Origin of the sequence: Pseudomonas sp. 21LCFQ02 (assembly GCF_024129895.2) — a bacterium.
GTDB lineage: Bacteria > Pseudomonadota > Gammaproteobacteria > Pseudomonadales > Pseudomonadaceae > Aquipseudomonas.
Genome location: NZ_CM178749.1, coordinates 4,707,225 through 4,731,802 on the forward strand (window position 1 = coordinate 4,707,225; position 24,578 = coordinate 4,731,802).

Genomic DNA, 24,578 nt, shown 5'->3' on the forward strand with positions numbered 1-24,578 from the left:
AGCCCGCCATCAAGGCGGGCAAGCTCGCACATCCGTTCGGCTTACTTTTTATTGGCCATCTTGGCGGCCTGAGCAGCACCTTGTTCGGCAATCACGGTGAGCTTTTCGTCGGCGCCCTTTTCCTCGACCAGAGTGTCCTTAAGCAGCTTTGCCGCCTCGTCGAACCCCAGTTGCCTGGCCATGGCGATCAAGGTGCCGTAGCTGGCGATCTCGTAATGCTCGACCTTCTGCGCCGCGCCGATCAGGGCGGCATCGAGTACTTCGCCCTTCTCGATTTCTTCGAGCAGGTCTTTACTCTCTTCAACCAGCCCTTCCATCGCGACGCACTTGATGCGCTTGAGCTTGAGCCCGGTGACCTCGACCAGTTGATCGATCCGTTCGATCTGGCCACGGGTTTCTTCCAGGTGCGTTTCAAAGGCCTCTGCCAGTAACGGGTTTGTGCAAGCGCGTGCCAGGCGTGGCAGCGCTTTGGTGATCTGTTTTTCTGCGCTGTAAACATCGGAAAGTTCGTGCACAAACAGATCCTGAACCGTAGTACGGGTAGCTTTAGACATGACAATTCTCCAATAAAAATACGATACAACCGATAAACACCGGCTCACCTTAGTTACAAATACTCAGCCACTGCCAATAAAACACCTGACAGCCCATCACTGTTTAGCGCGTGCATCAACACCGGGTTTAGCCGCAAAAAAAACAAGTACACGGGCTCAGTAGAAGTGCCGTCAAAAAAGCCAGGCGAGGCAAGCATTGCAAGGTAAATACTGGCCGCAATGGACTACCTGAATTCGCTCACACGCAATGCGCTGTGTTTAGTTACGACCGAAGCTGACCGGCGAATCGTTCATCTTTCGATATTTATAATGACGGACGGCAAGACAAGCGGCGCCTTGGTCAATTGAACAGTGTCCAGTGGCAAAAGCCCACTAACCAACAACTGTCTATTTCAACTTTAATAACGGCCTGAAAGCCTGAAAAAAGTTAAGCGGACAGCCCGGTTGGTTACGGATTGAATACCCCCGGCTCAGCTTTCCTTGCGCCAGTTCTCCAGGGTTCCGTGATGCTGTTGAGTCAGCTCCTGCTTGAGCTGGAACACCAGATCCACGATGGCCCGACTGGTGGTCAGACTGGAGGCGTCAATCTCATGGGCAATGAACGATGGGTGGCCCTTGCCCGACTGGTAGACCGAAACGGTCATTTTCTGGTTGTTGTCGATGGTGCAGATACACCTCAACGGAAGAAAGCCAGACTCGATGATCTGGCGAAGCTCTAGGGGCGACATCACGGCTGCTCTCCCGGACGGGTGGATGATCCATAAGCAGTCGAAAGGAAATGTGCAGTGTTTGTTCCATGAACTGGACGAGCGGGCGCTGATCGCAGCAAACACCGGATGTAGGACCGACTTTAGTCGCAATACTGTTCAGTTAGGTACTGTATACCCCCGGTGGGAGCTACCTTGGTAGCGAAGAGGCCGGTAAAGTCATAGCATTTGCTGCGAATGTGCGGCAATCTTCGCGACCAAGGTCGCTCCCACAAAGAAGCCGCTCCTACCCGGCCCGGCACCCCGGCGCGAGCACGCTCAGGACGGAAACCGCCCGCTGCAATACGCGCCGAGCATGTCACGCAGCCAAGGTGTCATCACCTGCTTGCCCAGCGCATCACCCAGCAAGCCCATGTCATCGGACACGCAGGCAGCGATCTCGGCATTGCGGGTTACCCGAAAACAGCGTTTGAACACGTACTCGCGCAGTTGCCTGACCTGCTCGGCCGCCGTCGACGAAACATGCTCATGGCAATCGACCATGGTGCAGGTCTGCACCCAGCGGCTGTCGAACGACTCACTGTCACGCCGTTCCAGCAGCGTATCCCAGTCATCGATATGGCCCAGCAGGCGCTGGAAAAAATCGTCCTGGCGCACGACAGCCGTGAGCTCGGCAAGGCTTTGCATAATCAGTGCATCGCTCCATCAGAGGGCAGGATTCAGCCCTTGCCCGCCAGCAACTCCAGCACCTGCGCGTGCAGCGCCGGATCACCGCAAGCCACCACCGGGCCGCCATGCTGCGCCGTGCCGCCGGTCCAGCTGGTCATCACGCCACCCGCGCCTTCGATGATCGGCATCAGTGCCTGCACGTCATAAGGTTTGAGGCTCGCTTCGATGATCACATCGACATACCCGCTGGCCAGCATGCAGTACGCATAGCAGTCACCGCCCCAACGCATCAGGCGGGTCTGGCTGGCGATCCGATCAAAGGCTGCACGCTGCGCTTGATCGAACATGTCTGGCGTCGTCGCCATCAGCGTCGCTTGCGACAGGCTCGCGCAACGGCGGGTCTTCAGCGGCGCGCCATTGCACCAGGCGGCGTCGCGGGTGCCGACATAACGCTCGCGGGTGAACGGCTGGTTCATGACGCCCAGCACCGGCTGCTCGCCGTCATTCAACGCAATCAGCGTGCCCCACAGCGGCAGCCCGGTAATAAAGGCACGGGTGCCGTCGATCGGGTCCAGCACCCAGGTCAGGCCGCTGCTGCCGGCCACCGCCTCTTCTTCTTCACCGAGAATGCCGTCGTGCGGGTAACGGGCCTGGATCAGCTCGCGCATCACCCGCTCTGCCGCCTTGTCGCCCTCGGTCACCGGATCGAACAACGCCCCGCCCTTGTCTTGCACCGCCAGCGGCGCACGAAACCACGGCAAAATCGCCAGGCCCGAGGCATTGGCCAGTTGGTGGGCGAAAGTCAGGTACTCCTGGAGTTTTTCTTGCGGCAAAGACATGAGCGATTCCCGGGCTTGATGCGAATAACGGGGGCAGATTCAGACACGCCCGCCATGACAGGCGCGCATCATAGCCCGAGCGCATCAGGAATGCAGGCCCGGCGTCTTATCCGAGCGGTTCCACGGATACCCCTTGGCCATCAGCAGCATCTCTTTGGCCTGATCGAGAAAATCACTGATCAGCCACGGCTTGGGCATGAACCGCGCATTGGCCGGCAACTCGTCATTGCGCACGGCGCGATGCCCGGATGTCACCAACACCGGAATCTGCGGCCAGCATTCAGAAATCAGCCAGGCCAGCTCGAACCCGTCGATCTTGCCCGGCATCTTGATGTCGGTGATGACCAGCCCGATGTCGGGGTGCTCCTGAAGAATCTTGAACGCTTGGTCGGCATTGGGCGCACCCAGTGCCTTGATCTCTCCAAGCTCAAGAATCTCCTGGGCCAGTTCCAATAACACCGGCTCGTCTTCCACTACTAATACGTACTGTTCCATAGACTCGGCTCCATCAGTTGTTACCCATGTGAAGCCTTGACTGGACAAACGGTTCAGAGAATTTTGCCGAACGGTCGTGACCGTGGGTTTGGGCAAAGGTGGTGGTGGCGGGGGTGGATTCCGATGAGTGGATAATGGCCTGATGCCTGGTCTTTGAGATGCTCAATCATGCCTGAACAGTCCCGATGGTTCCTGTCGGCAAGAACCATCGGCCGTCACGCGCCTTGACTAGAACGCATACACCAGTGTGGCCGTGGCGCTGCGCGGCGTGCCATACCAGCCACGTGAACCAATCGCGGTGTAGTATTTCTCGTCAAACAGATTATTGAGGTTGAGCGAAACACGGGTTTGCGCGGTGAACGCGTATTGCGCCATGACGTCGACAATGCTGTAGGCATCCTGGCCGAATGTTTCGTCATTGGGGCCGGCGCCCTTGTAGTACTCCGCCCCTTGCCAGCGCACCCCGCCACCCACTTTCAGTTGTGGCATCGACTGCAAGCGATAGCTGGTGAACAGCTTGAGGGTATCCCTGGGCACCTCAGTGCGCAGGCGCTGGTCATCCGAGTCCTCAATCACCGCGTAGGTGTAGCTGGCAGACACTTGCCAGTCAGGAAGGATTTCGCCAGCCATTTCCATCTCGAAACCACGGGTCTTGGTACCAGACTCGGCACGGTAGGCCTGATTGCCGTCCGGCGCCAGGTTGCTGCCGTCGGCCACCGCGAGGTTGTCCTGGCGGACCTCGAACACACTCAAGCCTGCGGTCAGACGCTTGTCCCAGAACTCGCTCTTGAGACCCAGCTCGTAATTCACGCCCTCTTCCGGATCAAGGTAGCTGCCAGTGACCGTCCTGTTGCTTTGAGGCTTGAAGATCGTGGTGTAACTGGCGTAGGCCGACCAGTTTTCGGACAGGTCATAGACCAGCCCCAGATAAGGCGTGACCACCCCGCTTTCGCCACGTGAAGTGCGGGTGACACTGCCGGTCGACAAGCGTTGGGAGAGGTCGTCACGTTGCCAGTCGATCACCCGTGCTCCGGTAATCAACGCTAGATCATCGGCCAGGCTCCAACGCACTGAAGCCACCAGCCCGGTCTGGGTTTCGTCCTGCGCCGTGCGCGAAGAGCGGGTATGGATCGCGCTCGGGGTCGCCAGCGAACCGTCCCATGTATAGATGTTGTCGATGGTCTGAAACGACCACAGCGGGTAACCGTAACTACGATAGTAGGCTTTGTAGTGGCTGGCTCCGAGGTAGAGCTGATGCTCGCGGGACAACAACTGGAACGGGCCGGACGCCGACAGTTCGAATGAGGTCTGGCGCGGCTCCCCTGCCCAGCGGCCAGTCCAGGTACTGATGCCGCTGCCATCGGGGTTGACAGTACCGCTGGCAGCGGTGGCAAAGGCATCGTCATAGCTGCGGCGGCTATGCTCGGCGTTGAGTTTCAACTGCCAGCCATTTCCGAGCTCATGGTCCAGGCTGGTGAACAACGTCTTGCTCCGACGTTTGTGGTAGCTCCAGTCCGACGCCGAGTTGAACGAGCGCGAAGGCTTGAAATGACTGCCATCAGTGTTGTACATCGGGAAGCCGTGATTGCCAGCGCCTTCGTTGTCCATTTCCTGGTATTCAGCCCCCACGGTCAGCATCGTGCTGTCAGTCAGGTCCCACTCCACCACCCCGTAAGCCACCTGCTTTTCCAGGGACTGGCGGTCGACATGGCTCTGGCCATCGCTGGCCGAGGCAACCAGGCGCCCGCGCACATGACCGCTGTCCGATAGCTTGCCGGACAGGTCCAGCTCAGTGCGGTAGGTGTCCCAGGAACCGGCTTTAAGGGTCAGCGAACGCTGCGGTTCGAAGGTCGGCTTCTTGCGAATCAGGTTGACCGTCGCGCCGGGGTCCCCGGTGCCGGACATCAGCCCGGTGGCCCCACGCACCACCTCGACCCGGTCATAGCTGACCATGTCGGCAAGGTCGTCGCGAAATCCGAAGGTATCCGGGCGGTTGAAACCGTCAACCTGAATACTGCCGACCTCAAAGCCGCGCACATAGATATGGTTGGCGTCGCTGCCAGCCGGCCCCATGCTGTCGACGACCACACCGGGCGTCTGCTCCAGTACCTGAGTAACATCGGTCAGGTTCTGGTCGTCAATCTGCTGGCGGGTGACCACACTCACCGACTGCGGTGTCTCGCGTGCCGACAGGCGCAGCCCAGTCGCGGTATTGGCAGAACCTGTGGTGTAACTACCAGTGCCTTCAGTGGTGGCCCCTAACTGCACGCTCGATACAGTGGTCGCGCCCAGCTCCAGCGCCCCTGGCTGTGCGGGTTGGGCCAACAGGTAACGCTTGTCTGCGGCGCGCTGCATCTGCAGCCCACTGCCCTGCAGCAGGCGCGCCAACCCTTGCTCGGGCTCGTAACGGCCCTGCAACCCCTGACTGCGCAGGCCGGCGGTTTGTTCGTTGCTGAAGCTGACCGTCACCCCGCTGACGGTGGCGAACTGGTTGATGGCAGTGGCCAGCGAACCCGCCGGGATGCTGTAGGCGACCGGGCCTGCCCAGGCATTGGCCCCCACCAGCATCGCACCTGAAAGGCCCGCTGCCAGGGTGGCCTGACGAACACTGATGGCGAGGGGAGAAAAACAAGCGGACATCCATTGACTCCTGTTCCGTGGACATTCGATTACCAATGCGAAACGAATCGATAACGAGAATCCTTCGTATGAAAGGGGCGCAATGTTCTGTAATGTTTTGCTGGTTTGTCAACTGGCGATCAGGATTTTGCCACTTGGCAATATGCCACCACGAAGTGTCTGGTTCGGGGTTATCGCAGACTCCGGCGACCGTTACTGCTGACCTATGCGGTCCAGCTCGTGCTTGAGTTTCTCCGCTGTGAGGGCCGAATGATCCAGGCGCAAGAATGCTTCTAAACGCTTTTTGATCTGGTCGACTGTCGCGTCAAATGCGGCCTGAACCTCGCTGTCTGATCCTTGCACGGTAGAAGGATCGGCAAGGCCCCAGTGGCTTTTGACAGCGGCTGCGAAATAGACCGGGCATGGTTCGCCTGCGGCCTGGTCACACACGGTGATCACCACATCCGGTGGTGAATCCGAAAAAACCTCTGAGCCTTTGCTGTAAAGATCGGTGGTGTCGATACCCAGCGCCTGTAGCGTGCTGACAGCGCGAGGATTGAGCTGGCCGCTTGGCAAGCTGCCTGAACTGACCGCAGTCAATCCACTCGGAGCCAGGTGGTTGAACAGCCCTTGCGACAGAACACTGCGGCAACTGTTGGCCGTGCACATAAACAACACTTTCATGGCTTTCTCCTAGGGGATGCTCAGCCGCAACGCCAGTGCCGCGAGCGTTACCAGCAAGATAGGGAGGGTGAGGATGCTGCCAACTTTGAAGTAGTAGCTCCAGCTGATACGGATGTTCTTTTGCGCCAGGACATGAAGCCACAGCAGTGTGGCCAAGCTGCCGATGGGGGTGATCTTCGGACCCAGATCGCAACCGATGACGTTGGCGTAGATCATGGCCTCACGCACCAGCCCCGTAGCGTTGCTGCCCTGGATGGACAGAGCACCGATGAGCACACTCGGCATGTTGTTCATGATCGACGACAGCAGCGCAGCGGTAATGCCCGTGCCCAAGGTGGCCGCCCACAGTCCATGCCCGGCGAACGTATCAAGCAACCCGGTGAGGGCGTCAGTGAGTCCTGCATTGCGCAGGCCATAGACCACCAGGTACATGCCCAGTGAAAACACCACGATCTGCCAGGGCGCGTGCCTGATGACTTTTTTTGTCGAGATGATGTGGCCTCTTGCAGCGATAGCCAGCAGGATTACCGCACACCCTGCAGCGACGGCGCTGATGGGGATGCCTGATGGCTCCAGGGCGAACAGCCCGAGCAACAGCAGGCCAAGCACCCACCAGCCAGCAATGAAGGTCGCCCGGTCACGAATAACCGCCTCTGGTGCCTCAAGCTGACCCACGTCGTAGCGGGCGGGGATGTCCTTGCGATAGAACATCCAGAGCATCACCAGCGTCGCCGCCACCGCCACTAGATTCACCGGCCACATGACTGACGCGTACTCTGCGAAACCCACGCCAAAGAAGTCGGACGAAACGATGTTGACCAGATTGGACACCACCATGGGCAGACTGGCGGTATCGGCGATAAAGCCTGCGGCCATCACAAACGCGAGGGTCGATGCAGGACTAAAACGCAGCGCCGTCAGCATCGCTATAACGATGGGGGTGAGGATCAGTGCGGCGCCATCGTTGGCAAACAATGCCGAGACGCTTGCCCCGAGCAGGATCATCAGCGCAAACAGACGCCCGCCTCTGCCGCCCCCCCAGCGGGCGACGTGAAGCGCTGCCCATTTGAAAAAGCCTGCCTCATCAAGCAGCAGACTGATGATGATCACGGCAATGAAGGTCGCGGTGGCGTTCCAGACGATGTGCCATACAACCGGCACATCCTCCCAACTGACCACACCCGTCAGCAATGCCAGACAGGCACCCGCAGCTGCGCTCCAGCCGACGCCCAAGCCCCTTGGTTGCCAGATGACGAGCACCAGCGTAACTACAAAAATCGATGCAGCGATAAACATGGGGATGTTCCAGATCAAGAGGTCAGCAGCAGGAGGTTTGGCGTACGGGCCTGTCGTGCATCGAAGCCAGCCGTCCTTGCTGGTCTTTGACCCAGCGCTGGTGGGCGTGCGTTGTGACCTTCAGAACATCCAGCGCCCACTGTTCAAGCTCAGGGTGCAGCCGGTAGTAAACCCACTGACCCTGCCTGCGGTCTGCGAGCAAGCCACAGGCACGGAGTTGGGCCAGGTGCCTGGATACCTTCGGCTGATTGTCATCCAGCGCCCAGATCAGCTCGCACACGCACAGCTCACCCTCAGCGCAAAGCATCAGCATGATCCGCGCGCGGGTTTCATCCCCCAGGCATTTGAAGAACGTGTGTGGTGCAAGAGTCATCGGCGAGCGGCCTGCATATACGGATAAACGAATATGCGGATGTAATCATATTTGACCCGTTTGTACAAATGCCTGGCGAAGATAATTATCGGCCACGTCCGGGATGCTCGGTCAGGCCAGCATTGAGACTGGCTACAACGCTTATAACCGGTGCGACTCGTCACTCTCCTTTGCCAACCGCGCTGCCCCGGCCCTTTCCATCACGGCCAGCCCGAGCACAGCGATCGAAAACACAATCAACAACCACACGACAGAGTTTTCAATCGATTGAAAAGGCGATTCGAGCAGTTCCATGGCGTTATTCCTGTTCCAGGGCTGGGGTATTGCGACGCGCCTTGGTTCAGGTAGCCCGCGAAGTGAGATGTACGGCGACGGCTCAAATAGAGCCTTCAGGCCACCGGACCCGGCCATGATGACCAACTCCGTATATTTCCAAAAAGAATTATTGGTTATTTTTAAATAACCGAAATTTACTCACCGCAGTAAATCCGAAATGGCATAAAAATCCAATTTTTGATTCTTTTTCAAATTTTCCCGCATCAGGCACAGTACTTCCCCACTCTTCTTGTTACCCGCCAGGAGCCGCCCTGCCCCATGCATCTGGATCTGCGTCAATTGCGTCATTTCATCGCTCTGGTCGAACACCGTAACTTCGGCCTGGCCGCGCAGGCGTCGAATATCTCGCAGTCGGCGTTCAGCCGCAGTATTCAGGGGCTGGAGCAGAGTTTCGGGGCGCGGTTGATTGATCGCACGCGCAATCTGGAGCCGACCAAGAAGGGCATGATTGTGCTGGAGCATGCGCGGTTGATGGTGGGCAATGCCCATGATCTGCTCAATGCCGTGCGTCAGTTCAATGAGCGTGAGGCCGGTGAGTTGTCGTTTGCCTGCGGCCCGGCGCCGGCGGCGTGGTTGATGCCGCAGGCGCTGGGGTTGTTTACCCGGCGGCTGCCGAAGGTGCGGCTGCGTTTTCATGTCGATAACTGGCAGGCGCTGGGGCAGCGGTTGCTGGCGGAGGAATGCGAGTTTTTCGTCGCCGATGCGCGTAATTTCGAGCATGACCCGGATTACCGGGTGGAGCTGCTCAGTTCGCATCGCTGGGGCTTTTGCTGCCGCAGCGATCATCCGCTGGCGGCGTTCGAGCAGGTAACGGTGGAGCAGTTGTTCAGTTATCCGCTGGCAGGTTCGGTGCGCCCGCCCAACCTGCGCAAGGCGCTGGTGGAATTGAGCGGGCGGCCGGATTTTCAGACCAGTATCGAGTGCGACAACGGCTATAGCCTGATCAGTGTGATTCAGCATTCCGATGCCATTGGCACCACCAATGTCAGCAAGAGCAATCCGTACCTGCGCCAGGGCTTGAAGATTCTCGATGTGCAGGGGCTGGATCCGCAGTTGCCGGAGTTTTATACCCACTACGGGATCGTCAGCCGGGCCGGTTACAAGCTGTCGTTTCTGGCCCAGACCTTGATCGAGTGTTTCCATGAGGCCGATCAGGCGATGCAGGCGCTGGAGGCACAGGATCTGTGCCTGGAGCATTGAGCAGATGGTGCGCAGTGTCAGTGCCGGCCTCTTCGCGAGCAGAGCTCGCTCCCACAGGGTTTGTGGTGATTACAGCGCTGTCACCCTGAAGCGGCTGATGGCCTGGCGTGACCAGACCGAGCGAAAGCCGAAGTAGCCGTCTGTGGATCGCCCGTCCAGCGCTTGCTGGAACATCAGCCGGTCATCGACCCAATAGGCGGTCTGGTCGGCGCTGACTTCAACCCGAATGCGGTAAATGCGTCCGGCTTCGAGCAGGTATTCGGGTTGCAGGTGTTCGCCCAGCAAGTGACGCTCGCCGCTGCCGTCGTACCAGCGAAAGCGCGTGGTGCTGTTGCCGTTGCCGCCCATGCCCACGTACCAGCTGGCCATGTTGTCGTAGGCTTCCAGCACGCCGTTGCGTCGCGCCAGGCGCAAGTGCCCGTCTGGCAGGTCCGGTTCGTGGGCGCCCCAGAACAGGTTCATGTCACTGAGGCGGTCGTTGGCCTGGCCGGCCACCAGCACCTGGCGCAGAAATTCGATGCGGTAGGCACCGCGCAGCGGCCGGTCGAGCCAGACGGTCATGCCGGCGCGGGTGTCCATGATCAGCCGTTGTTGCTCGACGTATACCGCCGAGCCGGCCGGATCCTGGGTTTCGATGCGCCAGCGCTGGGGGTCCAGTGCGCTGAAGTCATCCTGCTCGATGGCCGGGGCCGGTTGAGCGATCTGGGAAAGCATGGTTACGCCCTCTGAACGGGTAGATGGGTCAGGCATCGTGGTTAAAGGCCAGCAGGGCCATGGCGGTAAGACCCCATTGCGCCACGGCATTGGTCGACAGGTTGGCCGCTGCGGAGGTGCCAGCCTGTTCGTCGATCCGCGACACCGGGTCCGGTTCATCGAGCGGGTACAGGTAGGCCGGCACCTCGACGCGGTTCAGGCGTTCGTTGGGTCTGGGGATGCCGCCTGAGCCGGCGAAAAACTCCTTCCAGGCCCGCTCACGCAGGCCGCTATCGTTGAGCCGCCAGCCAGCGAACGCGGTCAGCCGGGCATGCCCTTGGGCCAGGTTGAGGTTGGCCAATGGCTGGCCGAGCGCCTTTTGCTTGTCAGCCGGTGCCGCGTTGTAGAGCCGGCAGTAGTCGAGCCAGGCTTTTTCGAAGCCGGCCGAGGGCAGCAGTTGCAGTAGTTCGCTGCAGATTTCTGCCAGGCCGAACACGGCTGACAGGTGCGAGACGCTGAGCTTGCCAGTGGTGTTGGGCTCGAAGCGGCCACTGTCGAGGTGCATGCTCGCCACGCCGGTAAAAAACCCGTGGGGCTGGGCGGCGATCGATTCCATGCTGGTGAGCAGGCGTTTGCCGATGGCCGGGTCGCCGCTGCGCTCCCACTCGGTGAGCCAGGCGGCGGCGATGGCGCCCCAGTCGGTGCCAAAGCTGATGCTGGCGTAGCCTTCGCGCGGCTCCGCCTGCTGACCAATCTTGCGCCCGGGCACCACTTCGCGCAGGGTGCGCAGCGCCTCGTTCTGCTCACGCAGCAGGTCACCGACCCGCTCGTCAGCGGTCAGGTAATAAAGAAAACGCCGGTTGGCGGCGGTGGAAATGCGCAGTTGCTTGGCGCTGTCGCCCCAATGCTGGACGTTGTGCCGCGAGCCCAGTGGTGCGAAGCGGCCCAGGTGGTGCACATCGACTTCACCGGTGTGGCGGGTCATGGCTTCGGCCATGCGGAACACGTCGTGGCGGCCGCTGCGCAAAAAGTAGTACCACAACCACAGGTCGGTGCTCAGTTCCGAGTTGTCCCAGGCGTAGCCGCCGACGTCGTAGCGCCACACGTGGCGATGCTCGTCGTAGGTGTGCATGACATCGCCGTAGTCCCAGAAGCCGTACCATTTGCGCTGTTCGACTTCGTTTTTGTAGAAGTCGAAGTACCAGCCCAGTTGCGACTCAAGCTGTTGCTCGCGTGCCCCGCCCTTGCCCGCCGGCGCCCAGCCGGGGCCGAACACCTGTGCGGCGTGCAAGTGCTGCGGGCTGGCCAGCAGTAACGGCGGCTCCTGAATACGCCGGGCGATCTGCTGCAGTTGGCGGTTGCTGGGGGTGGCAGCGACCAGTTGCAGTTCCAGCTCACTGGTGCGCGCCACGCCCAGTGGCGTGTTAAAGCCCGGTTCGTAGTCTTCGTAAGTGATTTCCAGTGCTTCACGCTGTTTGACGAAGCTGTCCTGGCCCAGGCCGTCGTGGTACGGGCGCAGGTCCATGGCGCTGGCCTGAGGCGCCCACAGCCAGAGGGTGATCTGCGCCTGGTCGGTGTGCGCGTCATTGATGTCCAGTTGTGCCGGGTAGCTCTGCCAGAAGTTGCGCAGGCCGAACACCACCCCGCCGCTCGGCGAGCCGAGGTAACCGACCCCTGCAGCACGCTGGCCACTGGCGCTGTGCAGCCAGCTGTGACCGCTGGCGGTGCGTTTGCTGATCTGGAAGCCGTCCGGGTGCGCCTGTACCAGCCGGTAGCTGCCGAACGCCGGAATGTAGTGCAGACGGTTGCCGACCTCCGGGGCGAACTGCTCCACCGGGCCGGTGCTGCGCCCTTCGACCTGGGCGCGCAAGATCGCCTCGCCCGCGTCGCGGCGCAGGCCGGTGAGGCCCCGCACCGCTTCGCTGAACACCCCGCCGTTGGCACCGACAAAGCGCACGTGGCGGTCATGCAGCGGCGCTTGCTGAGGGCTGTCGAAACGCAGCCCCACGCCCTTGATGAAGTCCTGTTGCGCATCGCCGTCGAACACCTGGGTGTGCAGGATGCGCAGGCTGTCACTGTTGGCGTAGGCATACAGGCGCACCACGAACGGCAGCAGGCTGCCCTCGCCGCCCTGTAGTTGATGGGTGCCGTGCAGCGCGACGACGGTGCGCAGCGGGCCGTTCTGCTCCAGCAGCACGCGCTGCACCCGGCTGCGGTAGTGACGCAGCGCGCCGCCGGGCTGGTCCGGGTCGCCCTGCACTTGCAGCAGCAGATGGCCGTTGCGCAGCAGGGTCTGGCCATGGCGTTGCACGCTGTCGAGCAGCACGTCGCCCTGGCGCGGGATGACGCAACGTAACAGGCCGGTGTCGATCACGATGCTGCCCGGCTGCTCATCGGCCAGTGGTTTACCGGACGGAGCAGCACGGGCCGGGCGCAGCTCGAACTGCTCAGCCAGTGGTACGCCGGGTGCCAGGGCATGGGCGGTCCATTTCAGGCTGCCATCCGGCCAGTAAGCCAGCGGCCAGCTCTGTACAGCGGTCGAGCCACTGCCGTGAGCGTGCAAGGCGAACTGGCTACCGGCCGGCACTTGCCCACGCGCCCACGGCGTGCCCCAGGTCACCCCGGCAAAGGCGTCCGGGCGCTGGCCGCCCAGCCAGGCCAATGGCGCCGACGCGGGCGCCAGCGCCGGGTTGGCAGCCTGCGCCTGAGCAAGCAACGGTGCGGCGCCGGCCAGTATCGCGCTGGCCTGGATGAAGCGGCGGCGGTCAATCAGCGGGCCGCGCATCAGAAGTCATAACCTACGGTCACACCCAGGGTGCGCGGCTCGCCGACCACACCAAAGGCCGAGCCATAGTCACCGGCGCTCATGCTGCGGTAGTAGCGCTTGTCGGTGAGGTTGTTGGCCCACAGTGAGGCACTCCAGGTGCCGTCGGCGTACTTGCCAGACAACCCGGTAGACAGGTTGAGCAGGCCGTAGCCGGGAATCCGGGTGAACGCCGAGTTGTCCACCGAGCCGTAAGCCCAACTGCGGTACGACCAGCGCGCCTGGGCGAACGCCTGCAGGGCGGCGAAGGTCTGCCACTCGTAGCGGCTGGTCAGGTTGTAGGTGACCTTGGGCGAGCGGAATACCCGTTCGCCGTTCATGTTGCACGAGGACGGCGCATTGGGTGCCAGGGTGATTTCCGCCGAGCAACGGCCGTCCGCGAAGTCCAGGTACTTGTTGTCCAGCAACGTGCCGTTGAAGTTGAGGCTCAGGCCGTCCAGCGGCTTAAGGGTGATGTTGGTCTCCAGCCCGCGCGAGCGCATGGTGCCGGCGTTGATCAGGTAGCTGCTCTGACTTTCCAGGTCATAGGCGGTGGTCTGGAACTGCTCGACCTGCGACCAGAACAACGCCGCATCGATGCTCAGGCGCTGGTCCAGCCACTGGCTCTTGAACCCCAACTCCGCGCCGCGAGTGCTTTCCGGTTCCAGCAGCAGGCTGTCGAAACCGGCTCTGGCCGCCGCGCCCGACGACACGTTCATGCCGGGGGATTTCTCGGCGTAGGCCAGCGTGGCGTAACCCTGCAGGGTCGGGGTGAAGTAGTAGGTGGCGTTGAGCATCGCTGCGGGCAGAACTTCGTACTGATTCAACTCGCCAGAGTCGAAGTCGTTCTTGTTGACCCGGCGGAACGAGCCGGATTTTTTCTCATAGGTGGCGCGTAACCCGGCGGTCACATCCAGTTTGGGGCTCAGGTGCCAGGTGCCCTGGCCAAATACCGAGAACATCGTGTCGTCGATCTGGCCCCAGCGCTGCACCAGCTTGCCGGTATTGCTGGTGTTGCCGTAGTACTGGGTGACCTGAGCGCTGCTGCCATAGTAGTCGTGGGCGTAGGTGTCGAGGTTTTCGCCCCAGTACACCGCGCCCAGGGCGTAGTCGAAGAACTCGCCCTTGGGTGAGTCCAGACGAATCTCCTGCGACCACACCCGGTCGCGCACATCGGCACCGCTGCCGGCATACAGCTTGATGTCGGTGCCGTCGGTGTTGTTCGGCTGGTAGCCGAAATAGCGGTAAGCGGTGGTCGAGCGCAGGTTGTAGCCGCCATCGAGCTTCCAGTTGGCCTCGACCGACAACCCGCCCTGATTGACGTAGGCGCGGTTCTCGTCGTCGGTATTGACCCGATAGCCGCCGCCCACCACCCGTGCGCCGACCAGGTTGGTGCGGGTGATGTAAGGCACGCTGCCGTTGATGCTGTGCGCCGCATCGAGCACCTGCACCGGGTAGCTGGTGGCCTTGTTGTAGTCGGCGATCACCCGCAGGCTGAAATCATCGCTTGGCACCCACAGCAACTGGCCGCGCGCGCCGTCTTGGTTGCTGCCGCCCAACTGGTGGCCGCTGTACTCGTTCTTGATGTAGCCGCCCTTCTCGGTGTGCGACACGTTGATGCGCCCGGCCAGGGTTTCGCTCAGGGGACCTGAGAACATCCCCTGGGTCTGGGTGTAACCACGCTGGCCGAGGGACTGACGAATCGAACCCTCGGGGCTAAAGGTCGGTTTGCGGGTATGAATGTCCACCGCGCCGCCGGTGGTATTGAAGCCGCGCAGGGTGCCTTGCGGGCCGCTCATCACCTCGGCGCTTTCGATGTCCAGCAGGTCATTGGAGAGCATGCCGGGGCGGCTCAGGTACACGTTATCGAGAAACAGCCCGACACTGCTGGGCATGCCGATGTTGATCTCGCTGCCGCCGCCATCGCCGACGCCGCGAATGGTCATGCGCGTGTCGAAGGCGTCGACAGTCGCCACGTCCAGGCCGGAGGCCACCTGCTGCAGGTCTTCAAGGCGATAGACGCCCTGCTGCTCCAGGGTCTTGCCGCTGAGTTTGCGCACCGAAGCCGGCGGTTGCTGAGCGTCGGCCTGGCGCTCGCCCTCCACCTGTACGGTCGACAGCGTGACCGGCTCGGCCAGGGTCAAGGCCGGGGCCAGCACCAGCGCGCTAAGCCAGGGAAGGTGTTTGTACTGCGGTAGAAGGTTCATGGCGGTTTCCAGAGGACGAGTTCAGGCCAGCCGGCCGCTCGGGGCGCCGGCACAGGAATGACGAAACTATTGGGCGGAGCTGTTCAAAAAGCGTGGCTCAAGCCACTGCTGCAGATCGATATCGCGACGAATCAGGCGCGCTTCTTTGGCACTGTCGATGGCCTGGCGCAGTTGCGCGACGAAGGCCGGATCCAGCTCCGGCGACAACAACTGCGAAAGCGGCGGCGCACCCTCCAGGTCACTGCGCAACAGGTCGATGGGGTAACCGGCCTGTTCGCTGAGCAGTTGCAGGTAAGCTTCGCGATGGTCCGGGGTACTGGCCCAGGTGGCGGCCTCACGCTGCACCTGGACGATGCTCTGCACCCAGTCGGGGTGTTTTTCCAGCAAGCGCCCGGAGACCAGCACCAGCCCGGCCAGCTCACCGGCGCCACCGAGGCTGCGGGTCGACACCGGTATCTCGGCCAGGCCGCGCCGTTTGAGGGCCAACACGTTGGCGCCGCCCCAAGTGGCGTCGATCTGCCTGGCCGCCAGGGCCGCGCTGGCGGCGGCGAAGTCCAGGTTCACCACTTTAAGGTCCTGCTCGGTCAGCCCGGCGGTGTGCAGTGCGCCAATCAACGACAGTTGGGCGGCGGTGCCGCGAAATACTGCGACGCGCTTGCCCTTCAAGTCCGCCAGCGCATGAATGTCCGAACCCGGCGCCACTGCCAGGTGATGCGCGATGCCGCGCGCCGCAACCGCCACCACACGGGTGTCCAGCCCGCCGGACTTGCCGACGATGCTGCCCAGGTCACCGAGGTACGCCATGTCGATCTGGCCGTTGGCGAACGACTCGTTGATCAGTGGTGCGGCGCCCTTGATGAAGTGCCATTTGATCTGCACGCCCTTGGGCGCCAGAGCCTTTTCCAGGCGTTGTTGGGCATGGATCACATCCACCAGCGCGCCGCCGGCCGGCTTGCCGCCGGCACCGATATCGGACACCGCAACATTGAGCTGCAGGGCTTCAGCCATGGCGGCTGGACTGCTCAGGCCAAGGCTGAACATGAGGGTCAGGGCTATGCGGAAAACAACAGACATCTTCGGCTCCGGATTCAATCGCCAGCACACAGGCTGGCTGCACGGCGCCTTTTAATCACGGCGCAATGCCTGCCGCTAAATACCTAAAGCGCCCTTGCTTATGCCCTGATGGCATAAACGGCTTAATCCGTGGTGCGCAGCGGTTATGTGCAAAGCGCAAAAAAATCTTGATGAAAACGCATTGGCCGTCCGTACAAGAAGCAGGTTTACTGCGCAGCCCTCGTGCCCAATGGACGCCGCGTACACGCCAGGCAGTTGCTGCTGTGTTGAACCCCGTCGCGGGCGAACGGTGCTGCTCACATTTAGGCTCGTCGCCTTTTTCATCTGATGATCAATCGCCCATGACCGCACTGCCTGCCTTGACCCAGCCCGCCAACCGCGTCTCCCCGCTGCTGATCACCATCGCCATGGCTCATGCCATCAACGACCTGTTCCAGGCCGTGCTGCCATCGCTGTATCCAGTGCTGCAGAGTCAGTACGGCCTGAGTTACACGCAACTTGGGCTGCTGACGCTGATGTTTCATCTCATCGGCTCGTTTTGCCAGCCGCTGGTAGGCTGGCACACCGACCGCCGCCCCTGCGCCTGGCTGCTGCCCTGCGCCATGTTGTGCATGGGCGCGGGCATGGTGCTGCTGGCCTACGCCGAGGGCTTTACCGGCTTCATGCTGGCGGCGGCCCTGGTCGGCCTGGGCTCATCGATCTTCCACCCCGAAGGCTCCCGCGCTGCACGGGCCGTTTGCGCTGGCCGGCCGGGACTTTCGCAGTCGGTGTTCCAGTTGGGCGGCAACCTTGGCTCGGCGGCCGCGCCACTGTTGCTGGCCACAGTCCTGCTGATGCCGATTGCTCAGTTAGGTTGGTGGATGGCCGCCCTGGCGGTGGCCGGCTGGTTGCTGTTGCGCAGCGTGGTGCGCAGCAATAGCAATGCCCGCCTGATGCCGGTAAGCCCACCCTCGCCACTGGGGTTGCTGCCAGCCAGACGCAAGGTTCAGGCGCTGAGTTTGCTGGTGGTGTTGGTGCTGTCCAAATATGTTTACCTGGCCTGCATCGCCAACTTCTATACCTTCTTTCTCATCGAGCGCTTCGCCATGGACATTCGCCAGGCGCAGCTGTACCTGTTCGCCTTTCTGGCCGCCATCACCCTCGGCAGCCTGCTCGGCGGGCCGCTGGTGGATCGTCTGGGCCGGCGCCGGGTGATTGTGCTGTCGATACTGGGCGCCTGCCCCTTCGCCTTGGGCCTGCCCTTGGCCACGCCAGGGCTGGTACTTGGCCTGTCGCTGCTGATCGGCTTGATCATTGCCTCCGCCTTCGCCGCCATTTTGCTGATGGCCCAGGACCTGCTGCCCGGCCGCATCGGCATGGTAGCGGGCGCGTTCTTCGGCCTGACCTTCGGCATCAGCGGCATCGGTGCAGCGGGGCTGGGGGTGATGGCTGACCGCTGGGGAGTGATTGCCATCTTCGGTTACGCCAGTTGCCTGCCACTGCTCGGCCTGCTGGCTCTGGGCTTGCCCAGAGACGACGATAAAAAACCGCCTCGGATATTCCGGGATGGAATCAGCTAGACCGCTAAAGCCTTTCACCCTGCCATCAAGGCTGGTTATAAAAAATGCTGTTAATACCCTTGGCAATTATCGGGAGCCTGTAACCATGACCCTGCAGCTCTACGTAGTACGCCACGGCCAGACGTGGGCCAACCGTGAAGGGCGCTACCTCGGCGCACTGGATGCAGAATTGACTGAAGACGGCCGTCAGCAGGCCGAGGCCTTGCGCAACGCGTTACCCGCGCAGATTGACGTGTTGGTCAGTTCGCCGCTGTTGCGGGCACGGCAAACCGCCGAGATCCTCAACCAGTCGCTGAACCTGCCTCTGGTTGTCGATAAGCATTTTCGTGAGCGTAACGTCGGCGTATTCGAAGGGCTGACCCAGGCTGAGGCCCGGACCCGCTATCCGCAGTTGTGGGCGCGCAATATCACCCGGCAATGGCAGCAAGCACCCGATGGCGGCGAGACCATTGCCGAGGTGGTCGAGCGGGTACGGCTGGGCCTGAATGGACTGGTCGAGCGCCATGCGGGCAGCACCGTGGTGCTGGTGGCCCATGGCTTTGTGGGCAAGACCGTGCGGGCACTGGTGCGCGGGGACTTCTCGGACTTCTTCGACTGGCAGCTTGAAAATGGGCAGCTGCTGGCCTTGGAAAATGTGGGCGGTATTGCTTTGCCCACTTCAGCGGTCATTTGAAATCGACTGAGTGGTGTTGCAGCCCATTCGCCAGCAAAGCTGCCTCCCACAGATCAGATCCGGGCCTGGATCTTGTGCACCTCCCATCAGCCAGCCGCCAGGCCCCACTCTTGTAACTGATCGACTTTATGCCGTGCGGCTATAATTGACATCCTCCCCGGCCTGAAGGCCGGAGATTCCTGCGGCGCTCAGGCGCGGCATCGAGCCGCCCCCGAGTCGCTTCGGTGGGTTCCTGCTGCTGGCGCCATGACCTCTGCGCTCACTTCACAGGCTAACCGGGCGTGTCCCGCCCTTAGTACATTGATCGCGCCGACCACATCGGCGTTGCCTTCGAAACCACATCCCACACACCTGAACAGCGCTTGCGTCTGGCGGTTGGCCGCCGACACATGGCCGCAACAGGGGCACCGAAGTGCGGCTGGTATCTCGCGGCGGTACGGCAATCAGCCAGCCGCCGCGCCACGCCAGCTTGTAGTCAAGTTGGCGGCGGAACTCGAACCAGCCCTGATCGAGGATGGCCCTGTTCAGGCCAGACTTGGCCCGAACGTTTCTTCCCGGCGCCTCGGCCGTGCCTGCCGCCGACCTGGACATATTGCGTACCTGCAAGTCCTCGATACACACCATCGCGTGGTTTTGGCTGATCGTGGTGGAGCACTTGTGCAGGTAGTCGCGGCGGGCATTGCCGATGCGCGAGTGAATGCGCTGGACGCGGGCTTTCGCCTTCTTCCAGTTGCGGCTGAATCTGACCTTGCGGCTCATCGCCTGCTGCGCTTTGCACAGCGCGGTTTCATGGCGTTTGAAGCTGTTGAGGGGTGCGTAGAACGAACCATCCGAAAGCGTGGCGAAGCGGGCAATGCCCATGTCGATGCCGACTGCCGCACCCTGTGCCGTGGGCTGCTCATCGATCTCGCGTTCGGTCTGGATGCTCACGAACCACTTGCCACACGACTGGCTCACGGTGATGTTCTTCACCGTGCCAGGCACCTCGCGGCTGTTGCGGTAGCGCAGCCAGCCCAGCTTGGGCAAGAACAGGCGGCTGTTGGTCTGGTCGAGCTTGATCTGTTTCGGGTCGGGGTAGCGGAAACTGTCGCGCTGCCCCTTCTTCTTGAGTCGGGGAAAGTCGGCTCGCTTGGCGAAAAAGTTGGTGTAGGCCCGCTCCAGATCCTTGAGGCTCTGTTGCAATGGGTGAACAGGCGCATCGGCCAGCCATGCGGTTGGCGGGCTATTGCGCCACTCGGTCAGCAACTTGCACAGGCCCGCATAGCCGAGCTTCTTCTCGCCTTGCTCGTGGCGCTCCTTCTGCAACGCCAGCGCCTTGTTGAAGACGAAGCTACAGGAGCCTGCAAAGCGGCGCATTTGCCCCTCCTGCTGGCCGTCTGGCATGAGCTCGTACTTGAAGGCTTGAAGTCGTTGCATGCTGCTCTTGAGCCATGAGCAATGAAGACGCCATTAGGCGCGGACGGCACGGTGTTTTCAAGCTGCATGACCATGGGGTCTTTGTAACGAAATACCGCCGTAGAAGGGCATCTGTGTCGCCGTATTACGTCGCATCATCCTGTGGCGGTGCGTCCATCGAGCAGCAGCAGACACCCCACGGCAACCAGGGACGGCTACGCCGTCCGCGCTATCCTTCCCCGCCCTGAACGGCGGGGCTTGTCGCGCGCCCGATGGTCAGGCAATCCCGTTCGGCCCATCCAGCACCTGCCGGACCTTGCGCGCCAGGTCGTGGGGCATACACGGTTTGGACACCACATCGAACTCCGAGCCGCCAATGTCGGTGCGCTCGATGGAGTTTTCCGCGTAGCCGGTGGTGAGCAGGACCTTCACCCCCGGATAACGACGCCGCACCTCACGGGCCAGCATCACACCGTTCATGCCGCCGGGCATGATCAGGTCGGTAAACAGCAGATCATAGCGGGCGCCGGCTTCGAATTTATTCAGTGCTTCGCGGGCGTTGTAGACGATTTCGGTGGTGTAGCCGTAGTCGTCCAGCACCATACGCGCCAGTTCTGCCACGTCCGGGCGGTCCTCGACGATCAGGATGCGTTCACTGCCCTGGCGCCGCTCGGGCACGTAATGGACTTCATGGTGAGCGACACTGGCCTCATCGACCGGGAAGTACAGACGCAAGGTGGTGCCAACGCCCTCTTCGGTGTAGATGCGCGCGGCACCGCCGGACTGTTTGGCAAAGCCATAGACCATCGACAGGCCGAGGCCCGAACCCTTGCCTTCGTCCTTGGTGGTAAAAAACGGGTCCATGACCCGCTCACGGATGCTGGCCGGCATGCCGATGCCGTTGTCGGTGATCGCAATGCTCACGTAATGCCCCGGCAGCAGACCGTCATGGGACATGCCGGCCAGGTCATGAATTTCCAGGTTGCGGGTTTCGATGAAGATTTTCGGCTCAGGCCTGCCGACCAGCGCGTCGCGGGCATTGGCGAAGATGTTGAGCAACGCGACTTCGGCCTGGGTGGGGTCGATCCGGCAGTTGCCCAAGGTCGGGTCAAGATCGGTTTCCACCTGCACATCGGCACTGAAGGTGCGCTCGATCATCGGTTGCATGGCGCCCACCAGACCATTGAGGTTGAGCACCCGTCCATGCAGTTTCTGCTTGCGAGCGAAGGCCAGCAGTTGCTTGGTCAGGGTGCTGGCGCGCTCCACGGCGGCCTTGGCGTGGTAGACGCTGCGCTGCACGCGCTGGCTGTCAATCTGCGGTTTCTCGGCAGCGCTGCCGATCAGATCGATATAGCCGCCCATGACCTGCAGCAGGTTATTGAAGTCGTGAGCAATACCGCCGGTGAGTTGCCCGAGGGCTTCCATTTTCTGGGACTGGCGCAGCGCGTCTTCGGCATCACGGCGGCGGCTGACATCCAGTTGCGAGGCGAAGAAATAGATCAGGTCGCCGTTCTCGTTAAAGATCGGCGAAATAAACAATGCGTTCCAGAAACTCGAACCGTCTTTGCGGTAGTTGAGAATCTCGGTCGACACGTCCTTGCGCTGAGCAATCGCCTCGCGCACGCTGCGGACCATTTCAGGGTCGGTTTCAGGCCCCTGCAGGAAGCGGCAGTTGTGCCCCAGCACCTCCTCGCTGCTGTAGCCGGTCATGTTCAGGAAGGCTTTGTTGGCAAACAGGATCGGATTGTCCGGCCGGTTCGGGTCAGTGACGATCATCGGCATGCGGGTGGTTTCCACGGCAGCGAAGAAGATGTTCTTGCCCAGCTGGGATATGTCCCCGGTGGCCGCATTGTCGACCCGTATCTTGTTGTCCGCCACGCTGTGTTTCCCCGATGTCTGTTCGTCTTACTGGCTACGACTTGTCGAGCAGTAAAAGAGTTCGCTCAAGTGCCAGCATGACGTGACGCCAGCCGCCGGCCCGGCATCGAATGACCACCCCTTTTTAGTTTATTGCCCCAAGGAACCCTGCGATGCGTGTGCAGCCTGCCCTTCCCCTTGCGCTCAGCGCCACGTTGCTTGGCGCGCCTTGCGCACTGGCGGCAGAGGGTGCCGTGACCCTGTCGGGCATTGCCGTCAATGCCACGGCCGCCAGCCCCGTCGAAACCGCCCAGGAGCAATTGCGCCAGGTGGCGGGCGCCACCAATGTGGTGGACATGAGCCAGGTCGATCAGGGCCGGGTCAGCAGCAGCGAAGATGTGTTCCGCTATCAGCCGGGCATCTATGCGCGCACTGCACATAACGAAGGTAGCAAGATTTCCATTCGTGGCTCGGGCCTGAACCGAGCCCCTGGCGGCCATGCCTCGGGGCTGTTCGAGATGCTCGACGGTCTGCCGCTGACCGGCCCCGGCGGCACCCCTTATGAACTCAAGGAACCGCTGTGGCTGAGCCGGGTCGAGGTGTATCGCGGCGCCAACGGTTTCGACCAGGGCGCGCTGTCGCTGGGCGGTGCGATCAACTATGTAACCCGCACTGGCCGTGATGCTTCGCCGCTGCAACTGCGCTACGAAGTTGGCAGCCATGGCTACAGCAAACGGCAGATCAGCTCCGGTCAGGTGCTGGGCGATCTGGATTACTACGTCAGCCTGACCGACTCCAGCACGGACGGTTTTCAGGACCAGACCGCAGGTGGCAGCAAGGGCATCGCCGCCAACCTCGGCTACCGGCTCAGCCCGAACCTGGAAACCCGGTTTTATTTCCGTTACCGGGAAAACGACTATGAGACGCCAGGCCGTCTGACCCGCGAGCAGATCCGTCACGACAGCCGCGCGGCCAGCCCGCTTAATGTCGCCCGCGACAACAAACGTATTCAGCCGGGCAGCACCTGGCTGGCCAACAAGACCACCTATTACATCGATGACAGCTCACGCATCGAGGCCGGGCTGGTCTATCACGACTACCCCATGGACCTGCGCGAAGGCACCAACCGCCTCAAGGTGGCCTACACCGACATCAGCGGCACCCTGAACTATGTACGCCAGGACACGCTGCTGGGCATGGCCAGCCAGACCACCGTCGGCCTGCGCCATACCAAAGGCCTGCCGAACAATGGCAGCTCGGAGTTCGTGCGCATCCCCACCGGCAATACCGCCGGCTACGCACCGGGCACACGCACCCGCGACTTTAGCTATCTGGGCTCGGACACCACGCTGCACATCGCCAATGAGCTGGAACTGGCACCGGACCTGTGGCTGAGCACCGGGGTTGCCGCGCTGTACACCCGCCGCGAGACCGAAGTCACCTACCCCGACGCCCGCGACCCGCTGAGCATGAGCGAGTGGGACTACGCCGCACGGCTCGGCCTGCGTTACCAGATCAACCCGGACCTGCAGGTGTACGGCAACCTGAGCCGCTCGGTGGAGCCGCCGCACGCCTGGTCGATGATCTGGGGCTCGAACAAGTACTTCCCGGCCGGCAGCGGCGCCTCGACCGGCCTGCAAAGCGGCGGCGTGAAGCTCGACAACCAGACCGCGACCACTCTGGAACTGGGCAGCCGCGGCGACAGCCGGTTCGGCCAGTGGGACCTGGCCTGGTACTACTCGCAGGTTCGTCATGAACTGCTCAGCGTCGAGATTCAGGCGGCGACCCAGACCACCTCGTCGATCATTGCCGAGAACAACGCCAGCCCGACCGTGCACCAAGGCATTGAGCTGGGCCTGCACAGCCCGCTGTGGCAAGGTCCGGCCGGCAAGGTCGAACTGCGTCAGGCCTACACCTGGAACGACTTCCGCTACCGTGATGACCCGCGGTTCGGCGACAACCGCCTGCCGGGCATCCCACAGCACTACTACCAGGCCGAAGTGCGCTACACCCACTCCAGCGGCGTGTATGTCGGGCTGAACACTGAGCATGCGGCGAAAGTGGCGGTGGACTATGCCAACTCGTTCTACGCCGATCGCTACACCCTGATTGGCGCGACGCTGGGCTACAACTCGCCGGACCAGAAATGGCAGACCTGGCTGGACCTGCGCAACCTGACCAACCAGCGCTACGCCACGACCGTGACGCCAGGCTACGACGATCGCGGGCTTGATACCGCCCGCTCGACGCCGGGCGAAGGCGCCGGGGTTTATGCCGGGGTTTCGTGGAGTTTGTAGACCGGCCGGGCGGCGATCCGCTTTAGCCGCAATACTGTTCAGATAAGCACTGCGGACCAAGGTGGGAGATTCTATGGTCCTGTGCAAGCCCGTTATTTCAGTTGTGAACGCAACATCGCATTCGTCGGCTGACCGGGGCGCCGGCCAGCCACTCCCACCGAGGTGGCGTGATGCCTGATACTTGAGCACGACGCAAACCCGGTGGGAGCGAGCTTGCTCGCGAAGAGGCCAGTAAAAGCAATACATCT

General features: G+C 61.8%; 18 protein-coding genes and 2 pseudogenes. 4 read left to right on the forward strand and 16 right to left on the reverse strand.

The genetic code is table 11. From position 1 onward, the window contains the following. Positions 1 to 41 precede the first annotated feature (41 nt). From NJC40_RS21270 to NJC40_RS21315, 10 genes and pseudogenes are all read right to left on the reverse strand, one after another. The gene (locus tag NJC40_RS21270; protein ID WP_045491644.1) at positions 42 to 554 is read right to left on the reverse strand and encodes a YciE/YciF ferroxidase family protein; all 513 of its coding nucleotides are present in this window, start codon (positions 552 to 554) and stop codon (positions 42 to 44) included. Positions 555 to 1,024: 470 nt separating this feature from the next. Then, positions 1,025 to 1,282 carry a DUF1652 domain-containing protein gene (locus NJC40_RS21275; protein WP_253142863.1) on the reverse strand — a complete coding sequence of 86 codons (258 nt, stop codon included), beginning with the start codon at positions 1,280 to 1,282 and terminating at the stop codon, positions 1,025 to 1,027. A 297-nt stretch (positions 1,283 to 1,579) separates the two neighbouring features. Next, positions 1,580 to 1,948, reverse strand: coding sequence for an immunity protein PIM1 family protein (locus NJC40_RS21280; protein WP_253142861.1), 369 nt, complete (start codon positions 1,946 to 1,948; stop codon positions 1,580 to 1,582). Positions 1,949 to 1,980: 32 nt separating this feature from the next. Continuing rightward, positions 1,981 to 2,769 (reverse strand): histidinol-phosphatase, encoded by a 789-nt coding sequence (gene hisN / locus NJC40_RS21285; protein WP_253142860.1) that lies wholly within the window; start codon positions 2,767 to 2,769, stop codon positions 1,981 to 1,983. 84 nt (positions 2,770 to 2,853) lie between these two features. Continuing rightward, complete coding sequence (locus tag NJC40_RS21290; RefSeq protein WP_045491653.1) at positions 2,854 to 3,264, reverse strand: response regulator; 411 nt, start codon at positions 3,262 to 3,264, stop codon at positions 2,854 to 2,856. 228 nt (positions 3,265 to 3,492) lie between these two features. Beyond that, complete coding sequence (locus NJC40_RS21295) at positions 3,493 to 5,904, reverse strand: TonB-dependent siderophore receptor (RefSeq protein ID WP_253142859.1); 2,412 nt, start codon at positions 5,902 to 5,904, stop codon at positions 3,493 to 3,495. A 192-nt stretch (positions 5,905 to 6,096) separates the two neighbouring features. Then, entirely contained in the window at positions 6,097 to 6,567 is a 471-nt protein-coding gene (locus NJC40_RS21300) for an arsenate reductase ArsC (RefSeq protein WP_253142858.1), read from the reverse strand. A gap of 9 nt (positions 6,568 to 6,576) precedes the next feature. Continuing rightward, on the reverse strand, positions 6,577 to 7,863 hold the full coding sequence (locus NJC40_RS21305) for an arsenic transporter (RefSeq protein WP_045491659.1): 1,287 nt from the start codon (positions 7,861 to 7,863) through the stop codon (positions 6,577 to 6,579). Between the two features lie 22 nt (positions 7,864 to 7,885). Beyond that, the gene (locus NJC40_RS21310) at positions 7,886 to 8,236 is read right to left on the reverse strand and encodes a metalloregulator ArsR/SmtB family transcription factor (RefSeq protein WP_253142857.1); all 351 of its coding nucleotides are present in this window, start codon (positions 8,234 to 8,236) and stop codon (positions 7,886 to 7,888) included. A 200-nt stretch (positions 8,237 to 8,436) separates the two neighbouring features. Further along, a pseudogene (locus tag NJC40_RS21315) lies at positions 8,437 to 8,530 on the reverse strand (MotA/TolQ/ExbB proton channel family protein); the annotation flags it as partial. Between the two features lie 300 nt (positions 8,531 to 8,830). On the opposite strand from NJC40_RS21315, the gene NJC40_RS21320 reads away from it, so the two are divergent. Continuing rightward, complete coding sequence (locus NJC40_RS21320) at positions 8,831 to 9,772, forward strand: LysR family transcriptional regulator (protein WP_253142856.1); 942 nt, start codon at positions 8,831 to 8,833, stop codon at positions 9,770 to 9,772. 69 nt (positions 9,773 to 9,841) lie between these two features. On the opposite strand, the gene NJC40_RS21325 is transcribed toward NJC40_RS21320, so the two are convergent. The 4 genes from NJC40_RS21325 to NJC40_RS21340 all read right to left on the reverse strand — a co-directional run bounded on the left by NJC40_RS21325 (position 9,842) and on the right by NJC40_RS21340 (position 16,549). After that, on the reverse strand, positions 9,842 to 10,486 hold the full coding sequence (locus NJC40_RS21325; protein ID WP_253142855.1) for a DUF6250 domain-containing protein: 645 nt from the start codon (positions 10,484 to 10,486) through the stop codon (positions 9,842 to 9,844). 28 nt (positions 10,487 to 10,514) lie between these two features. Further along, on the reverse strand, positions 10,515 to 13,250 hold the full coding sequence (locus tag NJC40_RS21330) for an exo-rhamnogalacturonan lyase family protein (protein ID WP_253142854.1): 2,736 nt from the start codon (positions 13,248 to 13,250) through the stop codon (positions 10,515 to 10,517). Next, a complete protein-coding gene (locus tag NJC40_RS21335) occupies positions 13,250 to 15,475 on the reverse strand; it encodes a TonB-dependent receptor (protein ID WP_253142853.1) in 2,226 nt (741 codons plus the stop codon). Before NJC40_RS21335 ends, NJC40_RS21330 begins: the two co-directional genes overlap by 1 nt. A 66-nt stretch (positions 15,476 to 15,541) precedes the next feature. Further along, positions 15,542 to 16,549 carry an ABC transporter substrate-binding protein gene (locus NJC40_RS21340; protein ID WP_253142852.1) on the reverse strand — a complete coding sequence of 336 codons (1,008 nt, stop codon included), beginning with the start codon at positions 16,547 to 16,549 and terminating at the stop codon, positions 15,542 to 15,544. Between the two features lie 341 nt (positions 16,550 to 16,890). Between NJC40_RS21340 and NJC40_RS21345 the strand changes: the two genes are divergently transcribed. Both NJC40_RS21345 and NJC40_RS21350 read left to right on the forward strand, forming a co-directional pair. Beyond that, positions 16,891 to 18,108: an MFS transporter gene (locus NJC40_RS21345; RefSeq protein ID WP_253142851.1), complete on the forward strand. Its 1,218-nt coding sequence runs from the start codon at positions 16,891 to 16,893 to the stop codon at positions 18,106 to 18,108. Between the two features lie 85 nt (positions 18,109 to 18,193). Then, on the forward strand, positions 18,194 to 18,781 hold the full coding sequence (locus NJC40_RS21350) for a histidine phosphatase family protein (protein WP_253142850.1): 588 nt from the start codon (positions 18,194 to 18,196) through the stop codon (positions 18,779 to 18,781). 188 nt (positions 18,782 to 18,969) lie between these two features. Here NJC40_RS21350 and NJC40_RS21355 read toward each other — a convergent pair. Then, a pseudogene (locus NJC40_RS21355) lies at positions 18,970 to 20,197 on the reverse strand (RNA-guided endonuclease InsQ/TnpB family protein). 255 nt (positions 20,198 to 20,452) lie between these two features. Continuing rightward, positions 20,453 to 22,009, reverse strand: a complete 1,557-nt coding sequence (locus NJC40_RS21360) for a hybrid sensor histidine kinase/response regulator (RefSeq protein ID WP_492180580.1) — start codon at positions 22,007 to 22,009, stop codon at positions 20,453 to 20,455. A 197-nt stretch (positions 22,010 to 22,206) separates the two neighbouring features. Here NJC40_RS21360 and NJC40_RS21365 point away from each other — a divergent pair, with 197 nt between their 5' ends. Further along, entirely contained in the window at positions 22,207 to 24,330 is a 2,124-nt protein-coding gene (locus tag NJC40_RS21365; protein WP_253142846.1) for a TonB-dependent receptor family protein, read from the forward strand. Positions 24,331 to 24,578 lie beyond the last annotated feature (248 nt).